Consider the following 21690-nt stretch of genomic DNA (forward strand, 5'->3'; position numbering starts at 1 on the left):
CTCCTCACCGATAACCCAACAACAAAACCCGCCCTCTTCACCGATAACCCAACAACAAAACCCGCCCTCCTCACCGATAACCCAACAACAAAACCCGCCCTCTTCACCGATAACCCAACAACAAAACCCGCCCTCCTCACCGATAACCCAACAACAAAACCCGCCCTCCTCACCGATAACCCAACAACAAAACCCGCCCTCCTCACCGATAACCCAACAACAAAACCCGCCCTCTTCACCGATAAATGAACTCTGATAAGTTCTATTTTTTCAGGAAATTGGATGTCTGACCCAGAGTTGCACCAGTATGTCCAGTCGTCACCCACAATAACGCTCTCGCACCATCCCGCAGGGATTTCTCAATCGGTTCCGGATCACGTCCTAACGACACCGGGACGGGTTTAAGAGTGATCCCGCGACTGCCAAACACAATTTCACCAATTACCCGCGCCCGCAGCATGTGATCATCCGCCGTAATCAAATAGACACCATCAATTCCTTGGGCTTTCAACTCATCCACCAACGTTGTAAAATTCGTCACCGTATCGGTAGCGCGGCGATCAATATGCAGGTGATTGCGGGGAATTCCCGCCTTGGCGAATACCTTTTCGGTGTACCAAGACGGACTACCCGACGATACCCAGATGTGAAGATCAGGATGCTGCTGGGCAAAATCTGCCGCAAACAGTTCTCGTTCTTCTTCTCCCCCTAAAACCAAAATAGCTTCCGGCTGGATCAAATAACTTTGAATTTGCTTATAGCCACACAATAGCGAAACCGCCAAAATCGGCATCAACCAGGACAGTAATCTAACCTTAGAGCGTTGCGATCGCGAAAACCCATATCGCCGTTGACGCACAGAAATCCTCAAAAGCATGAATAAACAGATGAATCAGGTGGTATCAAGGAGGAGCGCTCGTTTGGGCGGAACCTGGAAATCCCCCCTACATCGCAAGATACCAGTCTAAAGGTACGCTTAACCGCAATGCAATCCATTACTGGAAAAGTTCCACGATCCCCTGAAAACTTTCCACTCTAATTCTCTGCTAGTCCGTAAAGCTTCTAAAAATCTACTGTCAGATGACTTCCAATTAGGCAGCCGCCATGATAATATTCGACACAAAGGTGGAAGATGTCACCGATTGACACTGCTCATGTCCGGATAGCGATCGCCTGCGGCAATGTTCTGGGGAGCTACCTCGTCAATGCGCTGGAGTTGGTCTTGGGTGAAGGTGATGGTCGTTCCCTCAACATTCTCTTCCAAGTATCGACGGTGCTTAGTCCCAGGAATCGGTACAATGTCATCACCTTGAGCCAATAACCACGCGATCGCTAGCTGACTTGGAGTGACCCCTTTCTCCTGGGCAATTTCCTTAATCCGCTCAACCAGTTGCAAATTCTTGCTAAAATTTTCCCCTTGGAACCGAGGTGAACTTCGGCGGTAATCATCCGGTGCTAAATCCTCTGGACTGGTAATCCGACCCGATAGAAATCCTCGACCCAGTGGACTATACCCGACAAAACCAATCCCTAATTCCCGAACCGTAGGCAGAATCTCGTCTTCTGGATCACGACTCCAGAGCGAGTATTCTGTCTGCAACGCGGTAATCGGGTAAACCCCATGAGCGCGTCGAATCGTCGCGGGAGCCGCCTCCGATAGACCAATGTAGCGTACTTTACCCTGTTCTACTAACTCAGCCATTGCGCCAACCGTTTCCTCAATCGGAACATTCGGATCAACTCGGTGTAAATAGTACAAGTCAATGTGGTCAATCCCCAGCCTTTCCAGGGATGCATCACACGCTTGATGGACATATTCAGGACGCCCATTGACGCCCCGAACCTGACTATCTTGACCCCGCACAATCCCAAACTTCGTGGCTAGGATAACTTGGTCGCGATGGTTGGCAATTGCTTTACCCACCAACCGCTCATTATCGCCACAACCATACATATCTGCTGTATCCAGAAAGGTCACTCCCAGTTCCAGCGCCCGGTGAATGGTAGCAATGGATTCGGCTTCATCCCTACCACTGTAGAACTCAGACATTCCCATACATCCCAGTCCTATGGCTGAGACCATCAGTCCATTTTTGCCGAGTTGTCGTGTCTTCATCATTAATCCTTGTGGGTTAATCGTGTTTGTCAATTCGGGTAATCGATTTGAAACACAGGAATGTCTTAAATGGCGTCTTATTGACGGGACTGGCCGGATTCGAACCGGCGACCTAGCGCTTCAGATTGGTGTGAGTTTCCTCACTCTCTGGACTATCCCTTCACCTTGGGCGTATCGCCTTTAGGTGGTAGCCGTTCTGTTTAAGGAGGTTTGTATTTTATAGAGCATACTGTCGTGGATGTAAGGACGAATGAACGCTAAAAACCGTTTTCCTTCCTTCGTTCCCATTCGCAGACGATAAAGTCCTTTGGCTTTACTTAATCCCCACTTAAATCCCCAAACCTCGGCAAAATAAGCAACAATGATCTCATTTTGTTCTTTGGAGAGATAAGTATTCAGGCTCAGTGTTAAAGCGTGAACCTTTCCGTCTTTCTTTGGGAAGGACTTAGACCCATCATCCATAAACCAAATCGCTATTCCCTGGGGGGTTAAGACATTTAGGAACGTTCGCGTGATTGTTTTCGTTCCCGCTTGATAAAGCTTCTTAACTAAGACCCGTGTCAGGGGAATCAACTTGGGTTCTAGGCGAATCTGCTCATAGCCCTTTGTTGTACTCCAGCGTCGGATGCTGACTGATTTACCAGTTATTTGTTCGAGAAGCTTTTTCTTAAATAAGAGATACTCCTCATACTTCGATGAATTCTGGATAAAGAAATTGTTTTGATTTCTTTTTCCATCACCTAATAACAGTCCAGCCAGAATACCGCGTTGCTCTACTTTCGATGAGACATTGTAGTCCATCTTTTATTGGTATCCTTAAACCAGTCTCTGCACCTTCCGATTCGTTTTTAGAGTGGAGTTTTGCCAGATTGATTTAAACTCAAACGAATCAGCTTGGCTCAAGATTACCGTATCTGGGATCAGACTTAGGCTTCCTTGAATTTGACTACATTCACTCGTCAGGTTTCCCTGGCGGTGCCCGATGTTTCAGGAGGCGCTTGCTCTATCCATCTGAGCCACAGCCCCATTTCAACTTGACTATTATACCCAAAAGCGTGGGGAACAGGGAACAGGGAATAGGGAACAGGCAATCGGCAATCGGCAATCGGCAATCGGCAATCGGCAATCGGCAATCGGCAATCGGGAATGGGCAATGGGCAAAAGGTAAGGTAGAGTTTTGAGTTAACTTCCCCAGCTTCCAGACGTGCCATGGCACGTCTCTACATTGCTTCCCCAGCTACTAGGAAATCCAGGGCAATTTCGCCTCACCTATCCAAGCCTGATCCCACGGTTCCCCACCCACCTCTAATCCGCAAAGTGAGCTATGGGCTTTAAGAATCGTTTTCGCGGTTCCTCCCTGGCGTTCTCGCAGTTCCAGGGTAAGCTGACCGTGCATGGTATCGCGGCAAATAAAAATTAAACCCTGTTCCGTTGGGGCGCGGAGGGGAGTCCCGGGTCGATTTGTGGTACTCGTCAACTCGACCTCATAGTCAGCATTGTGAGCTTGCATTTTCCAGCTTCCCCACGGTTGAATCTGCCAGCGCACTTCTGAATTCCAGGGGACAAATTCATAAAATTTGCCTTGATGGTGAATACCAATTAATGCAGCGGATTCCATCCACCACAACACTCCTCGTCTACCGCCTCCCGCTGTGAGCGCTAAGTCGGGTTCATTATCAAAACTGTTGCAATTGAGCCAAAACCACTTTTGCGGAAACGAACGCCCCCAGTTCTTTTCACCGTAAGCGGGAGCATTGGTAAACTCGTAGCGTTGACCATTCCATTCAATCCAACCCGTCGCCCAGCCGTGAGCCATTAAAATCTGCCAACCGGGTTCAAATATCTGAAATGACGATAACCAGCCGGCTGTGGATTGCTGAGGCGCATTGTTACTCGCCCAACCATAGATGGGTTCAATTTGATAGCGCCAATTACAGTACTCCCCCGTGGCGGGATCACTAATTTTACCTTGATTCCAGGTGGCGGTGGCTTGATACCCTTGCTGGATGTGATTGTCAAAGGTTAGGGGATCTAGATATTTGGCGGGCATTGCTAAGTCCGTTTTGCCCCAATGTCCTAGGGCTAATGATGAGGGAGATGCCCAAAATTGCTCAACATCTGGAAAAGTACGGCAGAGATAGCCATCCTCAGAACCCAAAACTTGAGCCGAGCCGCCACTGTGGGGTTGACCGCTGATGGGATCTTCAATGGAATACATGAAGCCGAAGGTTTGACCCCAATCGGGTAAGGTGACTCGATAGTACCACCCTTCAAAGAAGCGAGAACTACTTCCATCCCAGTGATAGCCGCTATGGGGGGTTTGCAGGAGATTGGCATTCATTCGTTGAGGTAAGGTGAAAGGGGGCAGAGGGAGATGGGGGAGATGAGGGAGATGAGGGAGATGGGGGAGATGGGGGAGAATTTACGAATGACGAATGACGAATGACGAATGACGAATGACGATAAAAACTTTACCAAAACTTTATAGAGGATCAGTATCATTCATAAATATTACGCCATAATTATGTAAAGCACTGGAAGAAGAATAATTATGTCACGTTTTGTTATCAATTTTTAAGATTAGTTAAATGATCGTGCGGATCGGGTAGCCGAGCTAAGGTGGCGAATAAAGCGCCGACTACGAATAGAGCGATCGCGGCGACAAGGTCTTAGACTTAGCCCCAGCCAACTGCTTAGATAAGGTTATATCAAAGATGGTTCACAACCCTGCTAGTTCTACAGTTTCCCTAGCTGAATTTTCGACACTGACAGAATTGCTGCGTTGGAGGGCGCGTCAGCAGTCAGATAAATTAGCCTATAAGTTTCTCGTTGATGGCAAGCCAGACGGACCCGAACTCACATACACAGAACTTGACCGTTTAGCCCGGGCGATTGGCGCTTGGCTGCAACAGCATAGTACCAAAGGAGAGCGAGCGTTACTTCTCTATCCCCAAGGATTAGAGGTGATTGCCGCCTTTTGTGGCTGTTTGTATGGGGGAATTATCGCGATTCCGGTGCCGCCTCCCGATGGAGGACGGATGAAGCGCACGTTACCCAGACTGCGATCGATTGTTCAGGATGCTCAAGCCTCTATTTGTCTAACTACAGGTCGAATTCTGTCTCTACTGGAGAATGGACGAGAGGACTTTCCCGAATTTGACCAAATGCAATGGCTGGATACTGAACAGGTTGATCTGAATCTGGCTGAATCATGGCAAGATCCCCAAGCAAGTCGTGATGATCTGGCGTATCTTCAGTACACATCAGGGTCTACCTCTACACCCAAGGGCGTGATGCTATCTCACCATAACCTGATGTTCCATTCCGGCTATCTGAATGAAGCCTGCGGTTACGATTCAGATAGCGCCACCGTGACTTGGATGCCTTATTTCCACGATTACGGGTTAGTCCAAGGAATGGTGCAACCCCTTTATAACGGTACGCCCTGTTATGTGATGTCGCCCTTTTCCTTTATTAAGCAACCAATGCGATGGTTAGGGGCAATTACCCATTATCGGGCAACTCATAGCCAAGCGCCAAACTTTGCTTACGACTTGTGCGTGCGGCGGGCAAAACCCAAACAACTGGCAAAACTAGATTTGAGCAGTTGGCAAGCGGCGGGAAACGCGGCGGAACCGATTAACCCGAAAGTGATGCAGGCGTTCTTTGAAACCTTTGAACAATGCGGGTTTCGTTGGAATGCCTTTGCCCCGGCGTATGGATTAGCCGAAGATACCCTGCTGGTATCGAGTAAGCCATTACTCACCCCGCCGGTTCTCTGTATCCTGGATGCATCCGCCTTAGAAAAAAATCGGATTGTTCCGATACCCAGTCCCCAAGAGGGGGTGAGGATGTTACCCAGTTGTGGGCGTCTGGTGTGTGATACTCAAGTCGTTATCGCTAATCCTGATACATTGACCCAATGTGACCCTGATGAAGTGGGGGAAATTTGGGTGAAAGACCCCAGTGTTGCTCAAGGGTATTGGCAACGTCCAGAGGCGACAAAGGAAACCTTTCAGGCTTATCTGACAGATACTGGGGAAGGTCCGTTCTTGCGAACTGGGGATTTAGGATTTTTGCGGGACGGTGAACTGTTTATTACGGGTCGGATTAAAGACCTGATTATTATCCGAGGGACGAATCATTATCCGCAAGATATTGAATGGACGGTACAAGCGGTTCACTCCGCCTTACGTCCGGATTATGGCGCAGCATTTGCGATCGAGGCTGGCGGTGAGGAACGATTGATTACGTTGCAGGAGGTTGAACGCCGGACTCACGATGTCAACTTTGAGGAACTGATTGGAGATATTCGTCAAGCTATTGCTGAAGAACACGAAATCCCGGCGTATGCGGTTGTCTTAGTTCAACCGGGAACGATTGAGAAAACCTCAAGTGGTAAGATTCAGCGCCGTGCGGCGAGAACCAAGTTCCTGAATGGAGAACTGGGTGTAATCGCGGATTGGAGTGAAAATCCGAAACTGACGAGCAAGTTCCGCCGTCTCCAGGGAGAAGTCGATGCGTTGGCGCAGCAATTACAAGTTCCGAAGTCTTAGGGTTAGACAGGGAACAGGGAACAGGGAATGGGGAATGGGGAATGGGGAATGGGGAATGGGGAATAAAGATGAATAAAGCCATTCCGTAACACTCAAAACTCGTTGAAAGGGTACAGATAAATGCATCAACTGAAACAGTATCAAATAGCAGAAGCGCTAGAACGGGATTTGGGCGATCCGGGTCATCCAGAGAGTACGATGTCCTTTAAACGGGTGATGGAACTGGATGAGAGCGAAGAGTTTCCGGAAGCGGAAGTGGATTGGCTTTATAACTGGAAACTACAAGATTACTATGTGCCAGAAAACTGTGGTGGCAAGTTTACCTCCTTTGAGGAATTCGTCGCCTTTGTCCGGGTGATGTCAAGGCGGGATCAAACGATCGCGATCGCATTTACCACCATGTTCTGGTCATTCCTGACCTGGATGGCGGGAACAGATGACCAGAAAAAGAAACTGTCTCAGTTTATCCGCGAGGAAAAAGGGACAATGTGTCTGGCTTATTCCGAACGGGCGCATGGGAGTGATTTGATTGGTGGCGATGTAACGGCTAAAAAAGTCGAGGGCGGCTATCTCCTGAATGGCGAAAAGTGGCCCATTAACCGCGCCACCCGTTCCGGGGTATCCTTTGTTTTAGCCAAAACCAGTGAAGAGGAGGGCGCTCGCTGTCTCTCCTTATTTATGGTGGACAAACGTCAAGTTGACCCCTCCAGCTACTACAATCTGCCCAAAATCCTCACCCATGGGATTCGCGCCTCGGATATGAGTGGAATTGGGTTTAAGGATTGCTTTATTCCCGAAGCAATGCGGTTAAAAGACGAGGGTTCGGGGTTAGAACTAGCGCTCAAAGGCTTCCAAATCACCCGGATGTTATGCGCCGCTTTTTCTCACGGTGCGGCTGATACGGCGATGAGAACCACGCTGAACTTTGCCATTGACCGAGTTATTTATCACAAAACGGTTTTTGATATCCCGCAACCTCGACAAACCCTAGTCGATGGCTTTATTGACATGTTGGTTTGTGATTGCGAAACCATTGGTGCGGCGAGAGGGTTTCATATTATCCCCGAACAATTCTCGGTTTGGGCGGCGGTGGTGAAATACTTCGTCACCATCAAACTGGAAGAAGTGATTAACAGTGTTTACGTTGTCCTCGGTTCCCGGTTCTATATGCGGGATGAGCATGACTACGGCATTTTCCAGAAACTGCTGCGGGATAATTCGATTATCAGTATGTTTGATGGCAGTAGTGTAGTTAACCTCCATGCTCTAATTCTCCAGTTTCGCCAAATTGCCAAATATCGCTCCAGACGCAAGCAGAAGACCATGGAGGGGATTCAATCCCGTCTAGATACCATTTTTTCCCTAGAAAAATCTGTGCCACCCTTTGAGCCAGAGAAACTGGGATTATTTGGTCGCGGGGCTGATGATGTGCTGCAAGGGCTAGAAATTGCCTGGGAACAACTTCAGGCGCTGACGACGGAAGCCGATGTAGATGCCGACGTACTGGAAAAAATTATCAGCTTAACTACCATTGTTCTAGAGGAACTCGACGCCTTCGATGAACGCATTGCCAACTCCGGATTTGAACACGGTCATGATCAAGATCCCGAACTCTTTGAACTGGCGAAAAAATACTGCGACTTACACGCCGCCGCCGCGTCAGTTCACACCTGGATTTACAACCGGACAATCTTGGATGACTTCTTTGGCAAGGGGGAATGGTTAGTCTTAGGACTTTATCGCTGCTTACGCCCCTGGCGATCGCTGCCCAATATTGTCCCGAAAGCGTACAGTGAAAATGTGGCACAACACCTGCTGAAGCTGCATCAGGAAAACAAAATGTTTTCCATTGTACCGATTCAACTCGCCCAAACTGAAACACAAGAGGAAAAACCCCATGCAAGTGCAGAACTCCAACTCCAAGCCTAATGACGTTATGGTTCAAAGTGACGTAGACACCCCCAATCAGTCTGTTGATTCTGTCCAAGCGATTCAAAACTGGATGGTGAATCAACTGGTAGAACAACTGTCCCTAGACGCCAAAAACATTGATGTTACCGAACCCCTAACCCGCTATGGGCTGGATTCCATTGATGCGGTAACCATTGTCGGTGAACTCGAAGATTGGTTAGAGGTGGAATTACCTTCAACCTTGTTCTGGGATTACCCGACGATTGAGAAATCGGCTCAATATTTAGTTGAAGAATTCGATGTTTCAGCCGCATTAGACAACGCAGAACCAGCAGCCCCCTCTGATAATCAAGAAGCGAAACCCGAAGCATCGGAAAAATCCGGCAAAGGCTGGGGTGGATTTTGGAAAGGATTGGGAAGGTAGAGACGTGCCATGGCACGTCTGGGAGATGGGGAAGATGGGGGAGATAGGGAAGATGAGGAAGATGGGGGAGATGGGGGAGATGGGGGAGATAGAAGACAAAATTTCTATTCCCTGTTCCCTGTTCCCTGTTCCCTGTTCCCTGTTCCCTGTTCCCTGTTCCCTGTTCCCTGTTCCCTGTTCCCTGTTCCCTGACGAATGACAAAGGACAAAAAAGGAGGAAGCCGTTAATTGAATTTTTCTGACTTTTCCTTCTGGTGGATTCTACTACTTTACGCCATTCCTTTCTTTGCCATTCGCTATGTTGGCAAATCCCTGAAGCTGTGGCGAGACAACTTTGACACCATCGGGTTGGCGGTGATGTCATTGATGTTGTTCTTAAACGCCAGTCGCTCCAGTTTCGCCATCTTTATTGTTGAAATTGTTTTCAACTACTTCATGGTGCGGCTGATGCTCCGGCGTCGTGGAAATGGTGCCAAGTTAATTGCCGCGATTGTAATTATCACCGATATTGCGATCCTCGCCTACCTGAAATACTTGACATTTTTCGTCGAAGATGTATTCGGAATAGTCGTACCGGGATTCAGGAACAACTGGGAACAAGGCTTTCCCTTGCCCATCTTTCAACAAATTCCTCCTGGTGTTTCCTTCTACACCTTCCAGATGGTGGCGTTTGTGGTTGATTCTCTCAGACCTAAATATAAAAAACCCATTGCCTTTCTGGATTACATTAACTTTATTGCCTTCTTTCCACAAATTGTCGCAGGACCAATTGAACGGCGGGCTGACTTATTACCCCAAATTCAATCATTTCGCTTTAAATTCACAGCCGAAAACTTTGAACATGGGTTACGCTGGCTATCCTTGGGCTTTTTTATGAAGTTAGTGCTAGCCGACAACATCGCCCCCTACATTAACTTACAAGAGACCGCCAATGCCTGGATGGTTTGGTTTTTTGCTTACTTATTTACTCTGAGAATCTACTTTGATTTTGCCGGGTACAGTTTTATGGCGCTGGGTGTGGCGAGAATACTGGGAGTTAAACTAACCGTGAATTTCCTAGCACCCTATACCTCCGTCAGTATCCAAGAATTTTGGCGGCGATGGCACATTACCCTGAATAATTGGTTTCGTGACTATGTGTTTTTGCCGTTAATGGGGTCTAAAAAACAATTAGCAGCTTTCTTTTTATTCATCACCTTTACCCTCTCCGGATTCTGGCACGGTGCGGCGTGGAATTTCATTATTTGGGGCGCGTATCACGGGGCGTTACTGTTGCTATTGCGATACACAGGTAGACCCTTTCAACGGTTGATGGGGAAAGGCAAACAAGTGTCCCGTTTTCAGTTTATTTCTTGGGCGCTGACATTTGGGTCAGTGACGCTGGGATGTCTATTTTTTATGGACACAAATACGATTAGACTACTGTCAAAAATAAAGACGCTGGTTACGCCGTGGGCGTATTCTTTGTCTAATTTAGGGAATTTCTTCAGTTCCTACAGCTTGAATGAAGGTACGGCATTAATTGTGACGCTTTTGCTTGCCAATGGCGTTTTATTTATGGAACATTTAGCCGTTTGGCAAAAGCGTAAGTTTGAATATGAATTACTTCTATCCCCTTGGGTATCGCGGGTTCTGTTAGGATTAACCATCCTATTCGCGGCAAATCAGCCCTCTGAGTTTATTTACTTTGAATTCTGATGGAATCAAAAGCCATCTGCCTGGCTTGGGGTTGAATGAGTACTAAACTATGAACAATGAACAATGAACCCTCTATTCACATCTGTATTCTCGGCGGGGGTTTTGGTGGACTTTACACCGCCTTATACCTGCAACGATTTCGCTTGTTTAAATCACCGAAGTATAAAATTACCTTAATCGATCGCAAAGATCATCTGGTATTTACACCCTTGCTTTATGAACGGGTAACCGAGGAACTGCAAGCCTGGGAAATTGCACCCCGTTATCGAAACTTAATTGAAAGCACAACGGTTGATTTTTGTCAAGGAAATATTCAGGCGGTCGATCTGGAAAAACGCCAAGTTAAGCTGCAATTAGAAACCCTATCAAAATTAGGGCAAAACCTGAGAATCCTCAATTATGACTATTTAGTCTTAGCCGTTGGTGCCGAGATGCGCTTAGAGGGTGTACCGGGTGCGACGACGTATGCGTATCCTTTCCGTACCGTTACCGATGCGGAACGCCTTAACCAACGGCTGAACCAGTTGGAACAATCTAATTTGCCACAAATTCGCGTCGCGGTGATCGGTGCGGGACCGAGTGGTGTAGAGTTAGCTTGTAAACTGAGCGATCGCTTGCAGCAACGGGGACAAGTAAAACTGATTGAACGGGGTCAGCAATTGCTGAAAACCTTTACGCCGTACAGTCAGAAAACCGCCTATCGCGCCTTAACCACCCGTCGGGTACAAATGGAGTTTGAAACCAGTGTCGAAGGGATTGAACTGGATCAAATTACCCTGATTAATCCCACTGGAAAAACCCATTTACCCGTTGATCTGGTGTTATGGACAGTGGGGACTCGTTCCATTGAATGGGTACGCCATCTTCCCTGTCAGCAGAATCCTCAAGGTAAAATACTCACCCACTCTACCTTACAGGTTGTGGATTATCCAGAGGTTCTGGCGCTAGGGGATATGGCAGAAATTCAAGATTCCGAAGGTCAACTCCCCAAAACAGCACAAGTAGCTTACCAGCAAGCCGATTGTGCGGCAAAAAACCTGTATCGGGCAATTAGGGGTAAACGCTTAAAGCCGTTCCGCTATTTACATCTCGGAGAAATGTTGACGTTGGGCAAAGGGGAGGCGGTGGTGTCCAGTTTTGCCCTAAAGATAAGCGGTCGTTTGGCTGGTATGATTAGACAATTCGTTTATCTCCAGCGATTGCCCACCCTGCGCCATCGCTGGCGGGTGTTGCAGCATTGGGTCGGTCAATGGTTGGTTAATTTAAGGCGACAATTAGCACAGCTATTCTGGAAACGGCGACGGCGAAGGACTGTTAATCGTTAAGCTTGACGGTTAATTTTTGGCTAGCTGGATTAATTAACGTTGCGCTGCTGGTGAGATACTGGACAACGTGAGTTGTGGGGCTGGAAGCCTCGGTAGGAGATGAAGTGAGTTCAAGCTATATAGCAGAAATTTGAAACAAAAGAATAGTAAAAAACCTAGTAATTATTTTCAAATCTGAAGTCAAAATCTGGTAGTAACCCTTACTTCATATATGCTAGAGCATTTACCTACGGCTAAGACACTCTCTCTTAAAAATTATCATATTGCGGTTTTGCTTCCATGCCATAACGAAGCATTAGCGATTGCCCAAGTCGTAACTAAGTTTCAATCTACACTCCCAGAAGCCAAGATTTATGTATACGATAATCATTCAACCGACAATACGGCAGAGCAGGCAATGACGACGGGTGCTGTGGTTCGCCATGAGCCTAGGTTAGGCAAGGGTAACGTAATCCGGCGCATGTTTGCTGATATAGAAGCGGACATCTACATCATGGCAGACGGTGATAACACCTATGAGGTCGCAGCAGTACGTCGATTGGTGCAGCGCCTGTTAGCAGAACAGCTAGATATGGTTATCGGTATGCGCCGCACAGAGGCTAGAGAGAGTGCTGCCTACCGTCGTGGTCATCGGGGCGGCAATGCCTTTCTCACAGGCTTGGTGAAATTCCTGTTTGGGGCGCGGCTTTTGGATATGCTTTCCGGCTATCGGGTATTTTCGCGCCGATTTGTCAAATCATTTCCAGCACTCTCTAGTGGTTTTGAAATTGAAACTGAGTTCACCATACACGCGCTAGAACTGAAAATGGCATTTGCCGAAGAGCCAACGTTGTACATTGCCCGACTCCCAGGTTCACACAGCAAACTCAAAACCTTTAAAGATGGTTGGCGAGTTTTAGGAACGGCATTATTGTTGTTTAAAGAAGTTCGACCGTTCCTTTTCTTTGGTATTATTTTTGTCGGGCTTGCCCTGATCTCCCTAATTCTGGGGATTCCTATTGTGAAGACTTTTCTGGAGACAGGATTAGTGCCACGGTTCCCCACTGCTATCCTAGCCGCTTCGATTATGTTGCTAGCTTTCCTGAGTCTCACCTGCGGTCTTATCTTGGATTCTGTTGCTCGTGGACGTCGAGAGGCAAAACGCATTGCCTACCTTGCCCATCCACTACCTGTATTTGACTGACACTATAGCATCGTTATTGCTCAATCAGGTTGAAATTGATTAATCATTCAATCTTTGTCAAAACAATTAATCGCCAAATTTAATAGTTAGTCAGAAATTGATGCCAATTAATTTTCTATGAAAACTGTAACAAAAATAATTTTAATTTCCTCACTATGGATTACCGCCGTCAACTCAGGAACGCTTGGTGTTCTCGATACTGATCTCAGATTGCAGATGGCTCATGCCTGGTGGACGGGAACTGAAGAAGTACAAGTATCCCCAGATTATCAACTCAAAGTGCGGGGAGATATCCAAGCTGGCGTTATAGGAACGGGTGGAAAGCGTTACATCGCTTACGAACAGGGCCAGTCTTTACTCATGCTTCCAGGTGACTGGTTGGGAACCCAGTTGCATAATTTTTTTCCTAACTTACCCTCAAAAATTGTCCGGAATTTAACGGTTAGCTTTTTAATTTTTATTCCCTTAAATGTAGCAGTTGTCGTTGCTTGTTTCTGGTTACTCCGGCTTTTTGACTTTGAAGAACGAGTTGCTGGATTAACCAGTATTACCTTGTTACTGGGAACGACAGTTTTACATTACGCCCAAGTGCATCAGCATAATAATCAACTGCTGCTATTGGCGATTATTGGCTATGCCAGTGCTTTAGCTTATGTGCGAACTCAACGTCCTCGCTTTGTCTTCATTAGTGGACTTGCTTTAGGTGGTGCGGTATTGATCCGAATTACTAGTCTTATTCATGCTTTGACGGTAGCGCTTTTTCTCATCGGGTGTCTGGCTTATCAAAACCGCGACAAACTCAAACTGATTAAGACAGTAGGATTATGGATCATTGGCTTCATTCCATTTACATTACTGGGGCGCATTTTTGATTATATCCGCTACGGGAGCGTTCTGGCTACGGGAAAAAGGGTGGAGAAGCAGCAGTTAGATACTGATCCAATGTGGGTAGGTTTACCGGATCTACCCAATAATTATCCCTTAATCAATAACCCAGTTGAGGGGATTATCGGCGCCCTGCTATCACCAGCTAAAAGTATTTTTATCTATGACCCATTACTCCTACCAGCTTTAACACTCGGTATTCTTCTGTGGCGGAAACTTTCACCATTTATGCAGTGGTATCTGGTGACTGGAGTTTTAAATTTAGGTCTACATCTAGTTGCCTACAGTCGTTTCGTTTTCTGGCATGGGGATCATGCTTGGGCAGCCCGATATCACGTTACTTCTGTTCATCTATTACTCATCCCTCTTTTAGCTTTATTTATACAGCATCTTCTATCGGCTAAGATGTTAAAAGCTTGGTTAATGAGAGGAATCCTGGCAATTGCCATCCTGGCTCAAATTGCATCGGTGACAATGCCCATGAACTTAGAAATTTATCAAAAAAAGGTAGGAATGCCAGGAACTCGTTTTGATGCCCGTCTGGCTCAACGTTTGAATAATATTGTTTGCTTGATAGATGGGTCTTTCTCGGAAGGATGTGTCGATATGAATCCTGAAAAAAAAGGATTTGTAGAGCATTTAAACCACATATACTTTTTTCCATTTCACTTGAGGGAAAAAGCCGTAGAGAATCCTGAATTATTAAAACTTTCACAAATTCTGTTAATTTTTTGGATAGTTGTGGTAACTTTGGCGATTGGGACGACGCTATGGTTCTGTTACGTCGGCTGATGAGAGAGGTGTTGGCTTGCTGTTTAAACCGTTCTTAGGAGACTAAATAAGGTATACTAAATCACTATTGAGACTTAGTCTCATTCCCCATTGTCAACATCTCGGCTTATTCGGCGAGTTAGCGTAACGGAGGATTGCCTATTGACTGCCAAATTACATCGTCTTGCTCAATAAAGCTCAATCGTTTCTTTTTTATCCATATCGATAAGAATTGGTTATGAACAATCCACTGATTCTCACCCTTCTGATTTTCATCTCCGTCTCCTTAAACTCGCTCGGTCAAAGCCTTCTAAAACTAGGAGCGGGTCAGAATCCTCTAAATCTTTATCTATTCGGAGGTATTACGGCTTATGCAGTGAGTACAGTATTTTATGTACTTGTTTTGGGTAAACTTAATTTATCCTTGGTTTATCCTCTAGTTATCGGATTAACCATTACGGCGACCACTTTATCGGGAGCGATTCTTTTAAAAGAACACGTTCCCTACACCCATTGGGTAGGCATTGGTTTAATATTAAGTGGAATCGTCGCGATCGCTTTTGGCAGAATTTCCTAAACTGATTAAATTGAGAAAATAGTGGATGTTTATAAATAAGATCTACAAAATAGGGGGCGCTTATGTTACAAGATAAGATCATGGGTCTGTTTTTTATCTAATTTTAACAATGGTATTTTAGCCTTAAGTTTATCCCTATAAACAGGAGGGCGTTAAAAAATGATTCTGTGTTACATTTTGTCTGAGAAACGCTATTGTTAAAAAATTCATGAATAGCCTAAATTGGGAAAACGAGGACTTGAGAAATGAAAGAGCCATTATCGTTTGAGACATATCAAGCACCAATCACCCTGTCAAAGCCGCTAGCCTTATCGGTGGTTGTCCCCATCTACAATGAAGTCGCTAGCATACCCCACTTGGTTGACGCTGTAGCAACCACTTTAAGTGCCAATCAGCTTTCCTACGAAATTGTCTGTGTCGATGATGGTTCTCAGGATGGTTCCACCGAACTCCTCCTGGAATTAGCACGCAGCCGTTCAGACTTAAAAGCGGTGATTCTCCGCCGAAACTATGGTCAAACCGCCGCCATGTCAGCCGGATTTAAATATGCTCAAGGTCGCATTATAGTCATGATAGATGGCGATTTACAAAATGAGCCAGCTGATATTCCCGCCTTACTCGCCAAAATAGAAGAAGGGTATGATTTAGTCAGTGGTTGGCGCAAAGAAAGACAAGATGCGGCGTTAACTCGACTCCTCCCCTCTAAAATTGCTAATTGGCTGATTGGTAAAGTGACTGGTGTCAAATTACATGACTATGGTTGTTCCCTGAAAGCCTACCGTTCTGAACTGGTGGCGGATATGCATCTCTATGGCGAGTTACATCGATTTCTACCCGCGTTAGCTTATATTGAGGGGGCAAGAATTACAGAAATTCCGGTGCGACATCATGCCCGTCGCTACGGTCAAAGTAAATATGGCTTAGGGCGAACATTTCGTGTAATTATGGATTTAGTTACCGTATTTTTCATGAAAAAATTTCTCACTCGTCCCATGCATGTCTTTGGACTATTCGGCTTGCTTTCCTTCGGTGTGGGATTGTTTTTAGGGCTATATTTAACCGTACTCAAACTAGGTTTTGGGCAAAATATTGGTGACCGACCGTTGTTGATTTTAGCCGTTGTCCTCCTATTAGCAGGAGTCCAGTTATTTAGTTTTGGTCTGTTAGCAGAAGTGTTAATGCGAACCTATCACGAGTCCCAAGGGCGACCAATTTATCGAGTGCGGGAAGTAATAGGAGGAATGAAGGATGTGTAGGGTGTGGGGTATCGGGTGTCGGGTGTCGGGTGTCGGGTGTCGGGTGTCGGGTATCGGGTGTCGGGTGTCGGGAACGATTGAACCTGCCCTTATTTCCGTTGATTCGCCTTCCTCATTTATCTTTTAGAAGTCTTTTCCATACGTTCACTTAAAATTGCCAGTCCAGCGGCGCTGATTTCTGCCAGAATACTAACAAGGCGAAATAAGGCAACCCCTGTAAGGATGAGACCCGTAGGCAACTGCTGATCTAAAAGCGCGATCGCAGTGGCTTCAAATACGCCTAAACCTCCCGGTGCGCCAGGTACGACTAATCCCAGTAACCAGGCGAAACTAAACGCACTCAGTAACGACGGGATCTGACTCGGAGTAATTGATCCTACCGCCAGTAAGGTAAATAAAAATCCGGTTCCCCGAAATCCCAAAAAACCCATTTCACCCAACAATGGCAATAAGGGATAGTGTTCAATGGCGAACTCTTCCGTATCTGTGACCTTCTTGGAACGGCTTAAGCGTTGAACAATAGGATTAAGAACTCGCGGGTGAACTCCCAGCAACACTACGGCTAAACCCACAAATTTCAAACCCCATATTCGGCTATCAGATGCCATATTAACCCAACCCAATCCACCACTAATTAAGGCAATCGCTAACGCAGAAGCTGCCATTAACAGGGGTTCGAGCAACACGCTGATACTAGCAGCCCCCACGGAACCTCCTGCCCGCATTACGGCGGAAATTCGACCATAGAAATGCCAGACATTGCCGGGTAAATATTTAGCAACGTTTGTTTTCAGATAAACTTGTAGCGCCAAACGCTGTCCAATGGGTTGTTTAAATGCCTGTAGAATCCACGTCCAAACCCAACCCGACCAAATATGTGCCAGAAGTGTAACCAAGAGTGCGATCGCCAGCATTGTCCAGCCCTGGGGATCAATGCGAATTCCAGCAACGTCTTGCCAATGATCTTTAAACGCTTTGGCGATAAAAAATAGCGTCCCGCCCAGAATCACCCAGCGAATGTAGGGTTTTATCGATGACCAGATTTTTTTCATGGGCTAGCGGGGGTGCTGGGGGAGATGAGGGAAATGGGGAAGATGGGGGAGATGGGGGAGATGAGGGAGATGGGAAAGATGAGGGAGATGGGGGGAGAAGATTCCCCATCAACCATGAACTATGAACAATCCCCAATCCCCTTATTTACCGACGGAATCAGCTAGCTTAGCTATGGATTCTTCAACGATTGTAGCGGCTGCATCCACTTCTTCCGCCGAGACAATCAAAGGCGGGACAAAGCGCACCACCTTTGGACCTGCGGGTACTAGCAGCAATCCTTGCTCCATCGCCGCTTTCGCCACATCCACCGCTGTGAATTCTACATCCGCATTCAACTCCATCCCATTAATCAGCCCCCAACCGCGCACCTCATTAATAAGCTGGGGATAGTTCATCGCGATCGCTCTTAAACGAGTCCGCAACTGTTCACCCCGTTCCTGAACGTTTTGCAGAATACCGTCCCGTTCCAACGTCTGAGCCACGGTTAAAGCCGTCGCACAAGCCAAAGGATTTCCGCCAAAGGTACTGGCGTGATCCCCAGGTTGAAAAACATTACAAAATTGCTTACACAACATCGCCCCAATTGGAACACCGCCAGCTAATCCCTTGGCGCTGGTAAAAATATCGGGTTCAATCCCTAGATTCTCATAGCCCCAATACTTACCCGTGCGACCCATCCCCACTTGCACTTCATCTAAAATCAGCAGGATACCCGTTTCGTCACAGATTTTCCGCAAGCGCAGGAAGTACTCCAATTCGCCCGGACGCACGCCCCCTTCTCCTTGCAGGGGTTCCAGCATCACTGCGGCTACTCGTTGATCCCCTTCATCTAATTCGCCGATCGCATCTTCCAAAGCACCGATATCGTTATACGGCACATAATAAAATCCTGGCACTAAGGGGTCAAAATTTTTCTGATACTTGGGCTGACCCGTAGCTGTAATCGTCGCTAACGTGCGTCCATGGAAACTGGCATTCGCGGTCAAAATTACAGGTTTCTCGATTTCTAGAACCGTGTGGGCGTATTTCCGAGCCAATTTAATCGCCCCTTCATTCGCCTCCGCCCCCGAGTTACAGAAAAAAACGCGATCGGCACAGGAATGCTCAATCATCCACTGGGCTAATTCTCCTTGCGGGGGAATATAGTACAGATTAGAAACATGGTGCAACGTTTTAATTTGCTGCGTCACCGTTTCGATCACAGCCGGATGGGCGTGACCCAAGGTACAGGTAGCGATCCCAGCGACAAAATCGAGATAATCACGTCCGGCTGTATCCCAAACTCGACAACCCCTACCCCGTTCTAGGGCGATGGGGAAACGATTATATGTTCCCATCACGTTAGTATCGAAATCCTTGGGATTGTATGCAGTCGATACACCCTCTGCTGATTCAGCAGGAATTCCGGGATTCTCGACGAGAGTTGGTTTGGTCACGAACATTATCTCCTAATTTGATTGGTCATTTTTCAGGGAATAGGGAATAGGCAATAGGGAACAGGGAACAGGGAATAGGCAATGGGCAATCGGCAATCGGCAATCGGCAATCGGGAATGGACAATCGGGAATGGGCAATGGGCAATGGGCAATAGGCAATAGGTGCAATAGGTAAGGTAGAGTTTTGAGTTAACTTTTCCATCTTCCCCATCTCCCCCAGCTCCCCCAGCTTCCCCATCTCCCCCAGCTCCCCCAGCTTCCCCAGCTTCCCCAGCTTCCCCATCTTCCCCATCTTCCCCATCTCTCCCAGCTTCCCCAGCTCCCCCAGCTCCCCCAGCTTTCCCAGCTCTCTCTGCTTATTTTCACCCGATCGGTAGAGAGTAAAACAGCCACCTGTATGAGATTCTGTATATAGCCCATTGAGTTTGCCGCTATAATCCATACATCTATGCTGTTCAATATTTTGTAATCAGGGCAACAACTAGCCAAATTGCTTCTGGTAGCCTTAGAATCAGTATTTTCTAATCCTAAACATAGAGAAGGTATCGAGATGGGGATGCGCCTTGAATAGCGACTCTCACTCAAATCATCTCTTATGTCGTGTTGAGCTGTACAGCCCGTAGCTACAGCCAGTGTTGAAAAATTTTCATTGACAGTACCCATTTATATTCAGTCCATCTGCCCAATCTGTCTAGTTCAATCTGTCTAACTGACCGATTGCCTAAAAACCCAATCACAAGCTTTCATAACACTCCTACTTCAAACCTAACTATGACTATCGCACAATTGAACCCAACTGCTACTCGTCAGTTTACAGAAGATACGGATTTTTCTCACCCTCAGAGTGAGCAAATCTCAGATAATGACCAAAATCAGGTCGAAGTCGAATTTTCCGAATCCGAGACTCGTCCGGGAAAAACCAAGCAATCTGGCTACCATAAAACTAGCTCTGATGATACAGTCGGAGCCTTCTTCAAGGAGATGGCGCGTTATCCCTTGCTGAAGCCAGAAGAAGAGATTGAGTTAGCCACTCAGGTTCAATTCCTGGTCGAAATGAACGAGATGACTGAACGCTTGCACCAAGAGTTGGGGCGCAAGCCAACGAACGCGGAACTGGCTCAAGCTTTAGATCTGACCGAACGTCAATTTGAAAATCGCCTCTACCGAGGACAGATATCGAAGCGTAAAATGATTCGCTCCAACTTACGCTTAGTCGTTTCCATCGCCAAGCGTTATCTTAACCGGGGAGTTCCTTTCCTAGATTTGATTCAAGAAGGCGCATTAGGACTCAATCGGGCGGCGGAGAAGTTCGATCCCGCCAAAGGCTACAAATTCTCCACTTATGCGTATTGGTGGATTCGTCAGGCGATTACCCGCACTATTGCTAATGACGCCCGTACCATTCGCTTACCGATTCACATTGTCGAAAAATTGAATAAGCTGAAAAAAGTGCAGCGAGAACTCAAGCAGAAACTGCAACGGACTCCCAACGAAACCGAACTCGCAGAAGCCTTAGACATTAGTCGCACTAGCTTGCGTCAATTGTTACAATTGCGTCGGCGATCGCTCTCCCTCAACCATCGGGTAGGTAAAGGCGAAGATACAGAACTCGTGGATTTGCTAGAAGACAACGATTTGCACTTGCCCGAACAGCAAATGAGCGAATCCATGATGCGTCAAGAGATTTCCGATGTCTTGAGTGATGTTCTCACCGAACGGGAAAAGGATGTCATTTCTCTACGCTATGGATTAGCGACGCCTGAATCCTACACCTTAGAGGAAGTCGGCAGCATGTTCAACCTTTCCCGCGAACGGGTACGTCAGATTCAGAGTAAAGCCATGCGGAAGCTGCGCCGTCCTCAAGTTGCTCGCCGCCTACAAGGGTGGTTAAGTTAGGATTGGTTTTGTAGTAAGCGCTTCAGCGCTGATGGCACGCTTCGTGCTAACTACCAACCATGAATAAGCTAAAGATACGACCCGCTACCCCAACAGATGTGCCAGTGCTGTTTGAACTCATTCAAGCACTGGCTGAGTATGAGAAGCTGTCTCACCTAGTCACAGGGACGGTGGACGCTCTCCAAGACCACCTGTTTGGGGCTAAACCTTATATTGAGGCAATTCTGGCAGAGTATGATGGGCAAACGGTAGGCTTTGCTCTATTTTTCTCTAACTATTCCACCTTTTTGACCAAACCGGGCATTTACATCGAAGATTTATTCGTGCGCCCGGAATTTCGGCGTCAGGGTATCGGGAAGGCGTTGCTAACCTATATTGCCCAACTAGCGGTAGAACGGGATTGTGGGCGGTTAGAGTGGTCAGTACTGGACTGGAATGAACCTGCGATCGCGTTTTATCAGCGCCTAGGTGCTACAGTGCTACCCGACTGGCGCATTTGCCGAGTCACAGGCGATGCACTTCCCCAACTAGCGACACAAACCTTATATAATCTTTAAATTAGTTTACAACTTATGTCGCCAAGGCTAATGAAATATCAAAAAC

Annotated in this window: 23 protein-coding genes; 15 read left to right on the forward strand and 8 right to left on the reverse strand. The window is 46.9% G+C overall.

Annotation, left to right across the window (positions count from 1 at the left end; translation table 11 throughout):
* The coding region (locus tag RIE73_RS14675; RefSeq protein WP_446401874.1) for a hypothetical protein at positions 1 to 249 on the forward strand (249 nt) is incomplete at its 5' end.
* A gap of 13 nt (positions 250 to 262) precedes the next feature.
* On the opposite strand, the gene RIE73_RS14680 is transcribed toward RIE73_RS14675, so the two are convergent.
* From RIE73_RS14680 to RIE73_RS14700, 5 genes are all read right to left on the reverse strand, one after another.
* Positions 263 to 877: a YdcF family protein gene (locus tag RIE73_RS14680; RefSeq protein WP_446401875.1), complete on the reverse strand. Its 615-nt coding sequence runs from the start codon at positions 875 to 877 to the stop codon at positions 263 to 265.
* 258 nt (positions 878 to 1135) lie between these two features.
* Positions 1136 to 2116, reverse strand: coding sequence for an aldo/keto reductase (locus tag RIE73_RS14685; RefSeq protein WP_446401963.1), 981 nt, complete (start codon positions 2114 to 2116; stop codon positions 1136 to 1138).
* 180 nt (positions 2117 to 2296) lie between these two features.
* A complete protein-coding gene (locus tag RIE73_RS14690) occupies positions 2297 to 2917 on the reverse strand; it encodes an LAGLIDADG endonuclease (RefSeq protein WP_446401876.1) in 621 nt (206 codons plus the stop codon).
* A 158-nt stretch (positions 2918 to 3075) separates the two neighbouring features.
* Entirely contained in the window at positions 3076 to 3327 is a 252-nt protein-coding gene (locus tag RIE73_RS14695; protein WP_446401877.1) for a hypothetical protein, read from the reverse strand.
* Between the two features lie 29 nt (positions 3328 to 3356).
* Positions 3357 to 4457 (reverse strand): tocopherol cyclase family protein, encoded by a 1101-nt coding sequence (locus tag RIE73_RS14700; RefSeq protein ID WP_446401878.1) that lies wholly within the window; start codon positions 4455 to 4457, stop codon positions 3357 to 3359.
* A 373-nt stretch (positions 4458 to 4830) separates the two neighbouring features.
* Here RIE73_RS14700 and RIE73_RS14705 point away from each other — a divergent pair, with 373 nt between their 5' ends.
* The 11 genes from RIE73_RS14705 to RIE73_RS14755 all read left to right on the forward strand — a co-directional run bounded on the left by RIE73_RS14705 (position 4831) and on the right by RIE73_RS14755 (position 16829).
* A complete protein-coding gene (locus RIE73_RS14705) occupies positions 4831 to 6672 on the forward strand; it encodes a fatty acyl-AMP ligase (RefSeq protein ID WP_446401879.1) in 1842 nt (613 codons plus the stop codon).
* 120 nt (positions 6673 to 6792) lie between these two features.
* Complete coding sequence (locus tag RIE73_RS14710) at positions 6793 to 8601, forward strand: acyl-CoA dehydrogenase (protein WP_446401880.1); 1809 nt, start codon at positions 6793 to 6795, stop codon at positions 8599 to 8601.
* Between the two features lie 7 nt (positions 8602 to 8608).
* Positions 8609 to 9007: an acyl carrier protein gene (locus RIE73_RS14715; protein WP_446401881.1), complete on the forward strand. Its 399-nt coding sequence runs from the start codon at positions 8609 to 8611 to the stop codon at positions 9005 to 9007.
* Positions 9008 to 9016: 9 nt separating this feature from the next.
* The gene (locus RIE73_RS14720) at positions 9017 to 9199 is read left to right on the forward strand and encodes a hypothetical protein (protein WP_446401882.1); all 183 of its coding nucleotides are present in this window, start codon (positions 9017 to 9019) and stop codon (positions 9197 to 9199) included.
* Positions 9200 to 9235: 36 nt separating this feature from the next.
* Positions 9236 to 10705: an MBOAT family O-acyltransferase gene (locus tag RIE73_RS14725; protein ID WP_446401883.1), complete on the forward strand. Its 1470-nt coding sequence runs from the start codon at positions 9236 to 9238 to the stop codon at positions 10703 to 10705.
* A gap of 56 nt (positions 10706 to 10761) precedes the next feature.
* Positions 10762 to 12030: an NAD(P)/FAD-dependent oxidoreductase gene (locus RIE73_RS14730; RefSeq protein WP_446401884.1), complete on the forward strand. Its 1269-nt coding sequence runs from the start codon at positions 10762 to 10764 to the stop codon at positions 12028 to 12030.
* A 211-nt stretch (positions 12031 to 12241) separates the two neighbouring features.
* A complete protein-coding gene (locus RIE73_RS14735; protein ID WP_446401885.1) occupies positions 12242 to 13213 on the forward strand; it encodes a glycosyltransferase family 2 protein in 972 nt (323 codons plus the stop codon).
* A 117-nt stretch (positions 13214 to 13330) separates the two neighbouring features.
* The gene (locus RIE73_RS14740; RefSeq protein WP_446401886.1) at positions 13331 to 14890 is read left to right on the forward strand and encodes a hypothetical protein; all 1560 of its coding nucleotides are present in this window, start codon (positions 13331 to 13333) and stop codon (positions 14888 to 14890) included.
* A 217-nt stretch (positions 14891 to 15107) separates the two neighbouring features.
* Positions 15108 to 15446, forward strand: a complete 339-nt coding sequence (locus RIE73_RS14745; protein ID WP_446401887.1) for a DMT family transporter — start codon at positions 15108 to 15110, stop codon at positions 15444 to 15446.
* A 245-nt stretch (positions 15447 to 15691) separates the two neighbouring features.
* Positions 15692 to 16702, forward strand: a complete 1011-nt coding sequence (locus RIE73_RS14750) for a glycosyltransferase family 2 protein (protein ID WP_446401888.1) — start codon at positions 15692 to 15694, stop codon at positions 16700 to 16702.
* Positions 16695 to 16829, forward strand: coding sequence for a hypothetical protein (locus RIE73_RS14755; RefSeq protein ID WP_446401889.1), 135 nt, complete (start codon positions 16695 to 16697; stop codon positions 16827 to 16829). Before RIE73_RS14750 ends, RIE73_RS14755 begins: the two co-directional genes overlap by 8 nt.
* On the opposite strand, the gene RIE73_RS14760 is transcribed toward RIE73_RS14755, so the two are convergent.
* Complete coding sequence (locus RIE73_RS14760; protein WP_446401890.1) at positions 16819 to 17754, reverse strand: lysylphosphatidylglycerol synthase transmembrane domain-containing protein; 936 nt, start codon at positions 17752 to 17754, stop codon at positions 16819 to 16821. The genes RIE73_RS14755 and RIE73_RS14760 overlap by 11 nt on opposite strands.
* Here RIE73_RS14760 and RIE73_RS14765 point away from each other — a divergent pair.
* Positions 17736 to 17879 (forward strand): hypothetical protein, encoded by a 144-nt coding sequence (locus RIE73_RS14765; protein ID WP_446401891.1) that lies wholly within the window; start codon positions 17736 to 17738, stop codon positions 17877 to 17879. The genes RIE73_RS14760 and RIE73_RS14765 overlap by 19 nt on opposite strands.
* A gap of 16 nt (positions 17880 to 17895) precedes the next feature.
* Here RIE73_RS14765 and RIE73_RS14770 read toward each other — a convergent pair whose 3' ends face one another.
* A complete protein-coding gene (locus tag RIE73_RS14770) occupies positions 17896 to 19197 on the reverse strand; it encodes an acetylornithine/succinylornithine family transaminase (RefSeq protein WP_446401892.1) in 1302 nt (433 codons plus the stop codon).
* 19 nt (positions 19198 to 19216) lie between these two features.
* Positions 19217 to 19393: a hypothetical protein gene (locus RIE73_RS14775; protein ID WP_446401893.1), complete on the reverse strand. Its 177-nt coding sequence runs from the start codon at positions 19391 to 19393 to the stop codon at positions 19217 to 19219.
* 569 nt (positions 19394 to 19962) lie between these two features.
* On the opposite strand from RIE73_RS14775, the gene RIE73_RS14780 reads away from it, so the two are divergent.
* On the forward strand, positions 19963 to 21087 hold the full coding sequence (locus RIE73_RS14780) for an RNA polymerase sigma factor, RpoD/SigA family (RefSeq protein WP_446401894.1): 1125 nt from the start codon (positions 19963 to 19965) through the stop codon (positions 21085 to 21087).
* 59 nt (positions 21088 to 21146) lie between these two features.
* Complete coding sequence (locus tag RIE73_RS14785) at positions 21147 to 21644, forward strand: N-acetyltransferase family protein (RefSeq protein ID WP_446401895.1); 498 nt, start codon at positions 21147 to 21149, stop codon at positions 21642 to 21644.
* The last annotated feature ends 46 nt before the right edge of the window (positions 21645 to 21690 follow it).

Source organism: Coleofasciculus sp. C1-SOL-03, assembly GCF_040220555.1.
Classification (GTDB): Bacteria; Cyanobacteriota; Cyanobacteriia; order Cyanobacteriales; family Coleofasciculaceae; genus Coleofasciculus.

Coding starts and splice junctions, on each gene's coding strand:
- RIE73_RS14735 (WP_446401885.1), top strand. CDS start 12,242: ATGCTAGAGCATTTACCTACGGCTAAGACACTCTCTCTTAAAAATTAT.
- RIE73_RS14780 (WP_446401894.1), top strand. CDS start 19,963: ATGACTATCGCACAATTGAACCCAACTGCTACTCGTCAGTTTACAGAA.
- RIE73_RS14740 (WP_446401886.1), top strand. CDS start 13,331: ATGAAAACTGTAACAAAAATAATTTTAATTTCCTCACTATGGATTACC.
- RIE73_RS14695 (WP_446401877.1), bottom strand. CDS start 3,327: ATGGCACGTCTGGAAGCTGGGGAAGTTAACTCAAAACTCTACCTTACC.
- RIE73_RS14765 (WP_446401891.1), top strand. CDS start 17,736: ATGACCAGATTTTTTTCATGGGCTAGCGGGGGTGCTGGGGGAGATGAG.
- RIE73_RS14760 (WP_446401890.1), bottom strand. CDS start 17,754: ATGAAAAAAATCTGGTCATCGATAAAACCCTACATTCGCTGGGTGATT.
- RIE73_RS14775 (WP_446401893.1), bottom strand. CDS start 19,393: ATGGAAAAGTTAACTCAAAACTCTACCTTACCTATTGCACCTATTGCC.
- RIE73_RS14750 (WP_446401888.1), top strand. CDS start 15,692: ATGAAAGAGCCATTATCGTTTGAGACATATCAAGCACCAATCACCCTG.
- RIE73_RS14745 (WP_446401887.1), top strand. CDS start 15,108: ATGAACAATCCACTGATTCTCACCCTTCTGATTTTCATCTCCGTCTCC.
- RIE73_RS14720 (WP_446401882.1), top strand. CDS start 9,017: ATGGCACGTCTGGGAGATGGGGAAGATGGGGGAGATAGGGAAGATGAG.
- RIE73_RS14700 (WP_446401878.1), bottom strand. CDS start 4,457: ATGAATGCCAATCTCCTGCAAACCCCCCATAGCGGCTATCACTGGGAT.
- RIE73_RS14730 (WP_446401884.1), top strand. CDS start 10,762: ATGAACAATGAACCCTCTATTCACATCTGTATTCTCGGCGGGGGTTTT.
- RIE73_RS14710 (WP_446401880.1), top strand. CDS start 6,793: ATGCATCAACTGAAACAGTATCAAATAGCAGAAGCGCTAGAACGGGAT.
- RIE73_RS14705 (WP_446401879.1), top strand. CDS start 4,831: ATGGTTCACAACCCTGCTAGTTCTACAGTTTCCCTAGCTGAATTTTCG.
- RIE73_RS14755 (WP_446401889.1), top strand. CDS start 16,695: ATGTGTAGGGTGTGGGGTATCGGGTGTCGGGTGTCGGGTGTCGGGTGT.
- RIE73_RS14680 (WP_446401875.1), bottom strand. CDS start 877: ATGCTTTTGAGGATTTCTGTGCGTCAACGGCGATATGGGTTTTCGCGA.
- RIE73_RS14685 (WP_446401963.1), bottom strand. CDS start 2,116: ATGAAGACACGACAACTCGGCAAAAATGGACTGATGGTCTCAGCCATA.
- RIE73_RS14785 (WP_446401895.1), top strand. CDS start 21,147: ATGAATAAGCTAAAGATACGACCCGCTACCCCAACAGATGTGCCAGTG.
- RIE73_RS14690 (WP_446401876.1), bottom strand. CDS start 2,917: ATGGACTACAATGTCTCATCGAAAGTAGAGCAACGCGGTATTCTGGCT.
- RIE73_RS14715 (WP_446401881.1), top strand. CDS start 8,609: ATGGTTCAAAGTGACGTAGACACCCCCAATCAGTCTGTTGATTCTGTC.
- RIE73_RS14770 (WP_446401892.1), bottom strand. CDS start 19,197: ATGTTCGTGACCAAACCAACTCTCGTCGAGAATCCCGGAATTCCTGCT.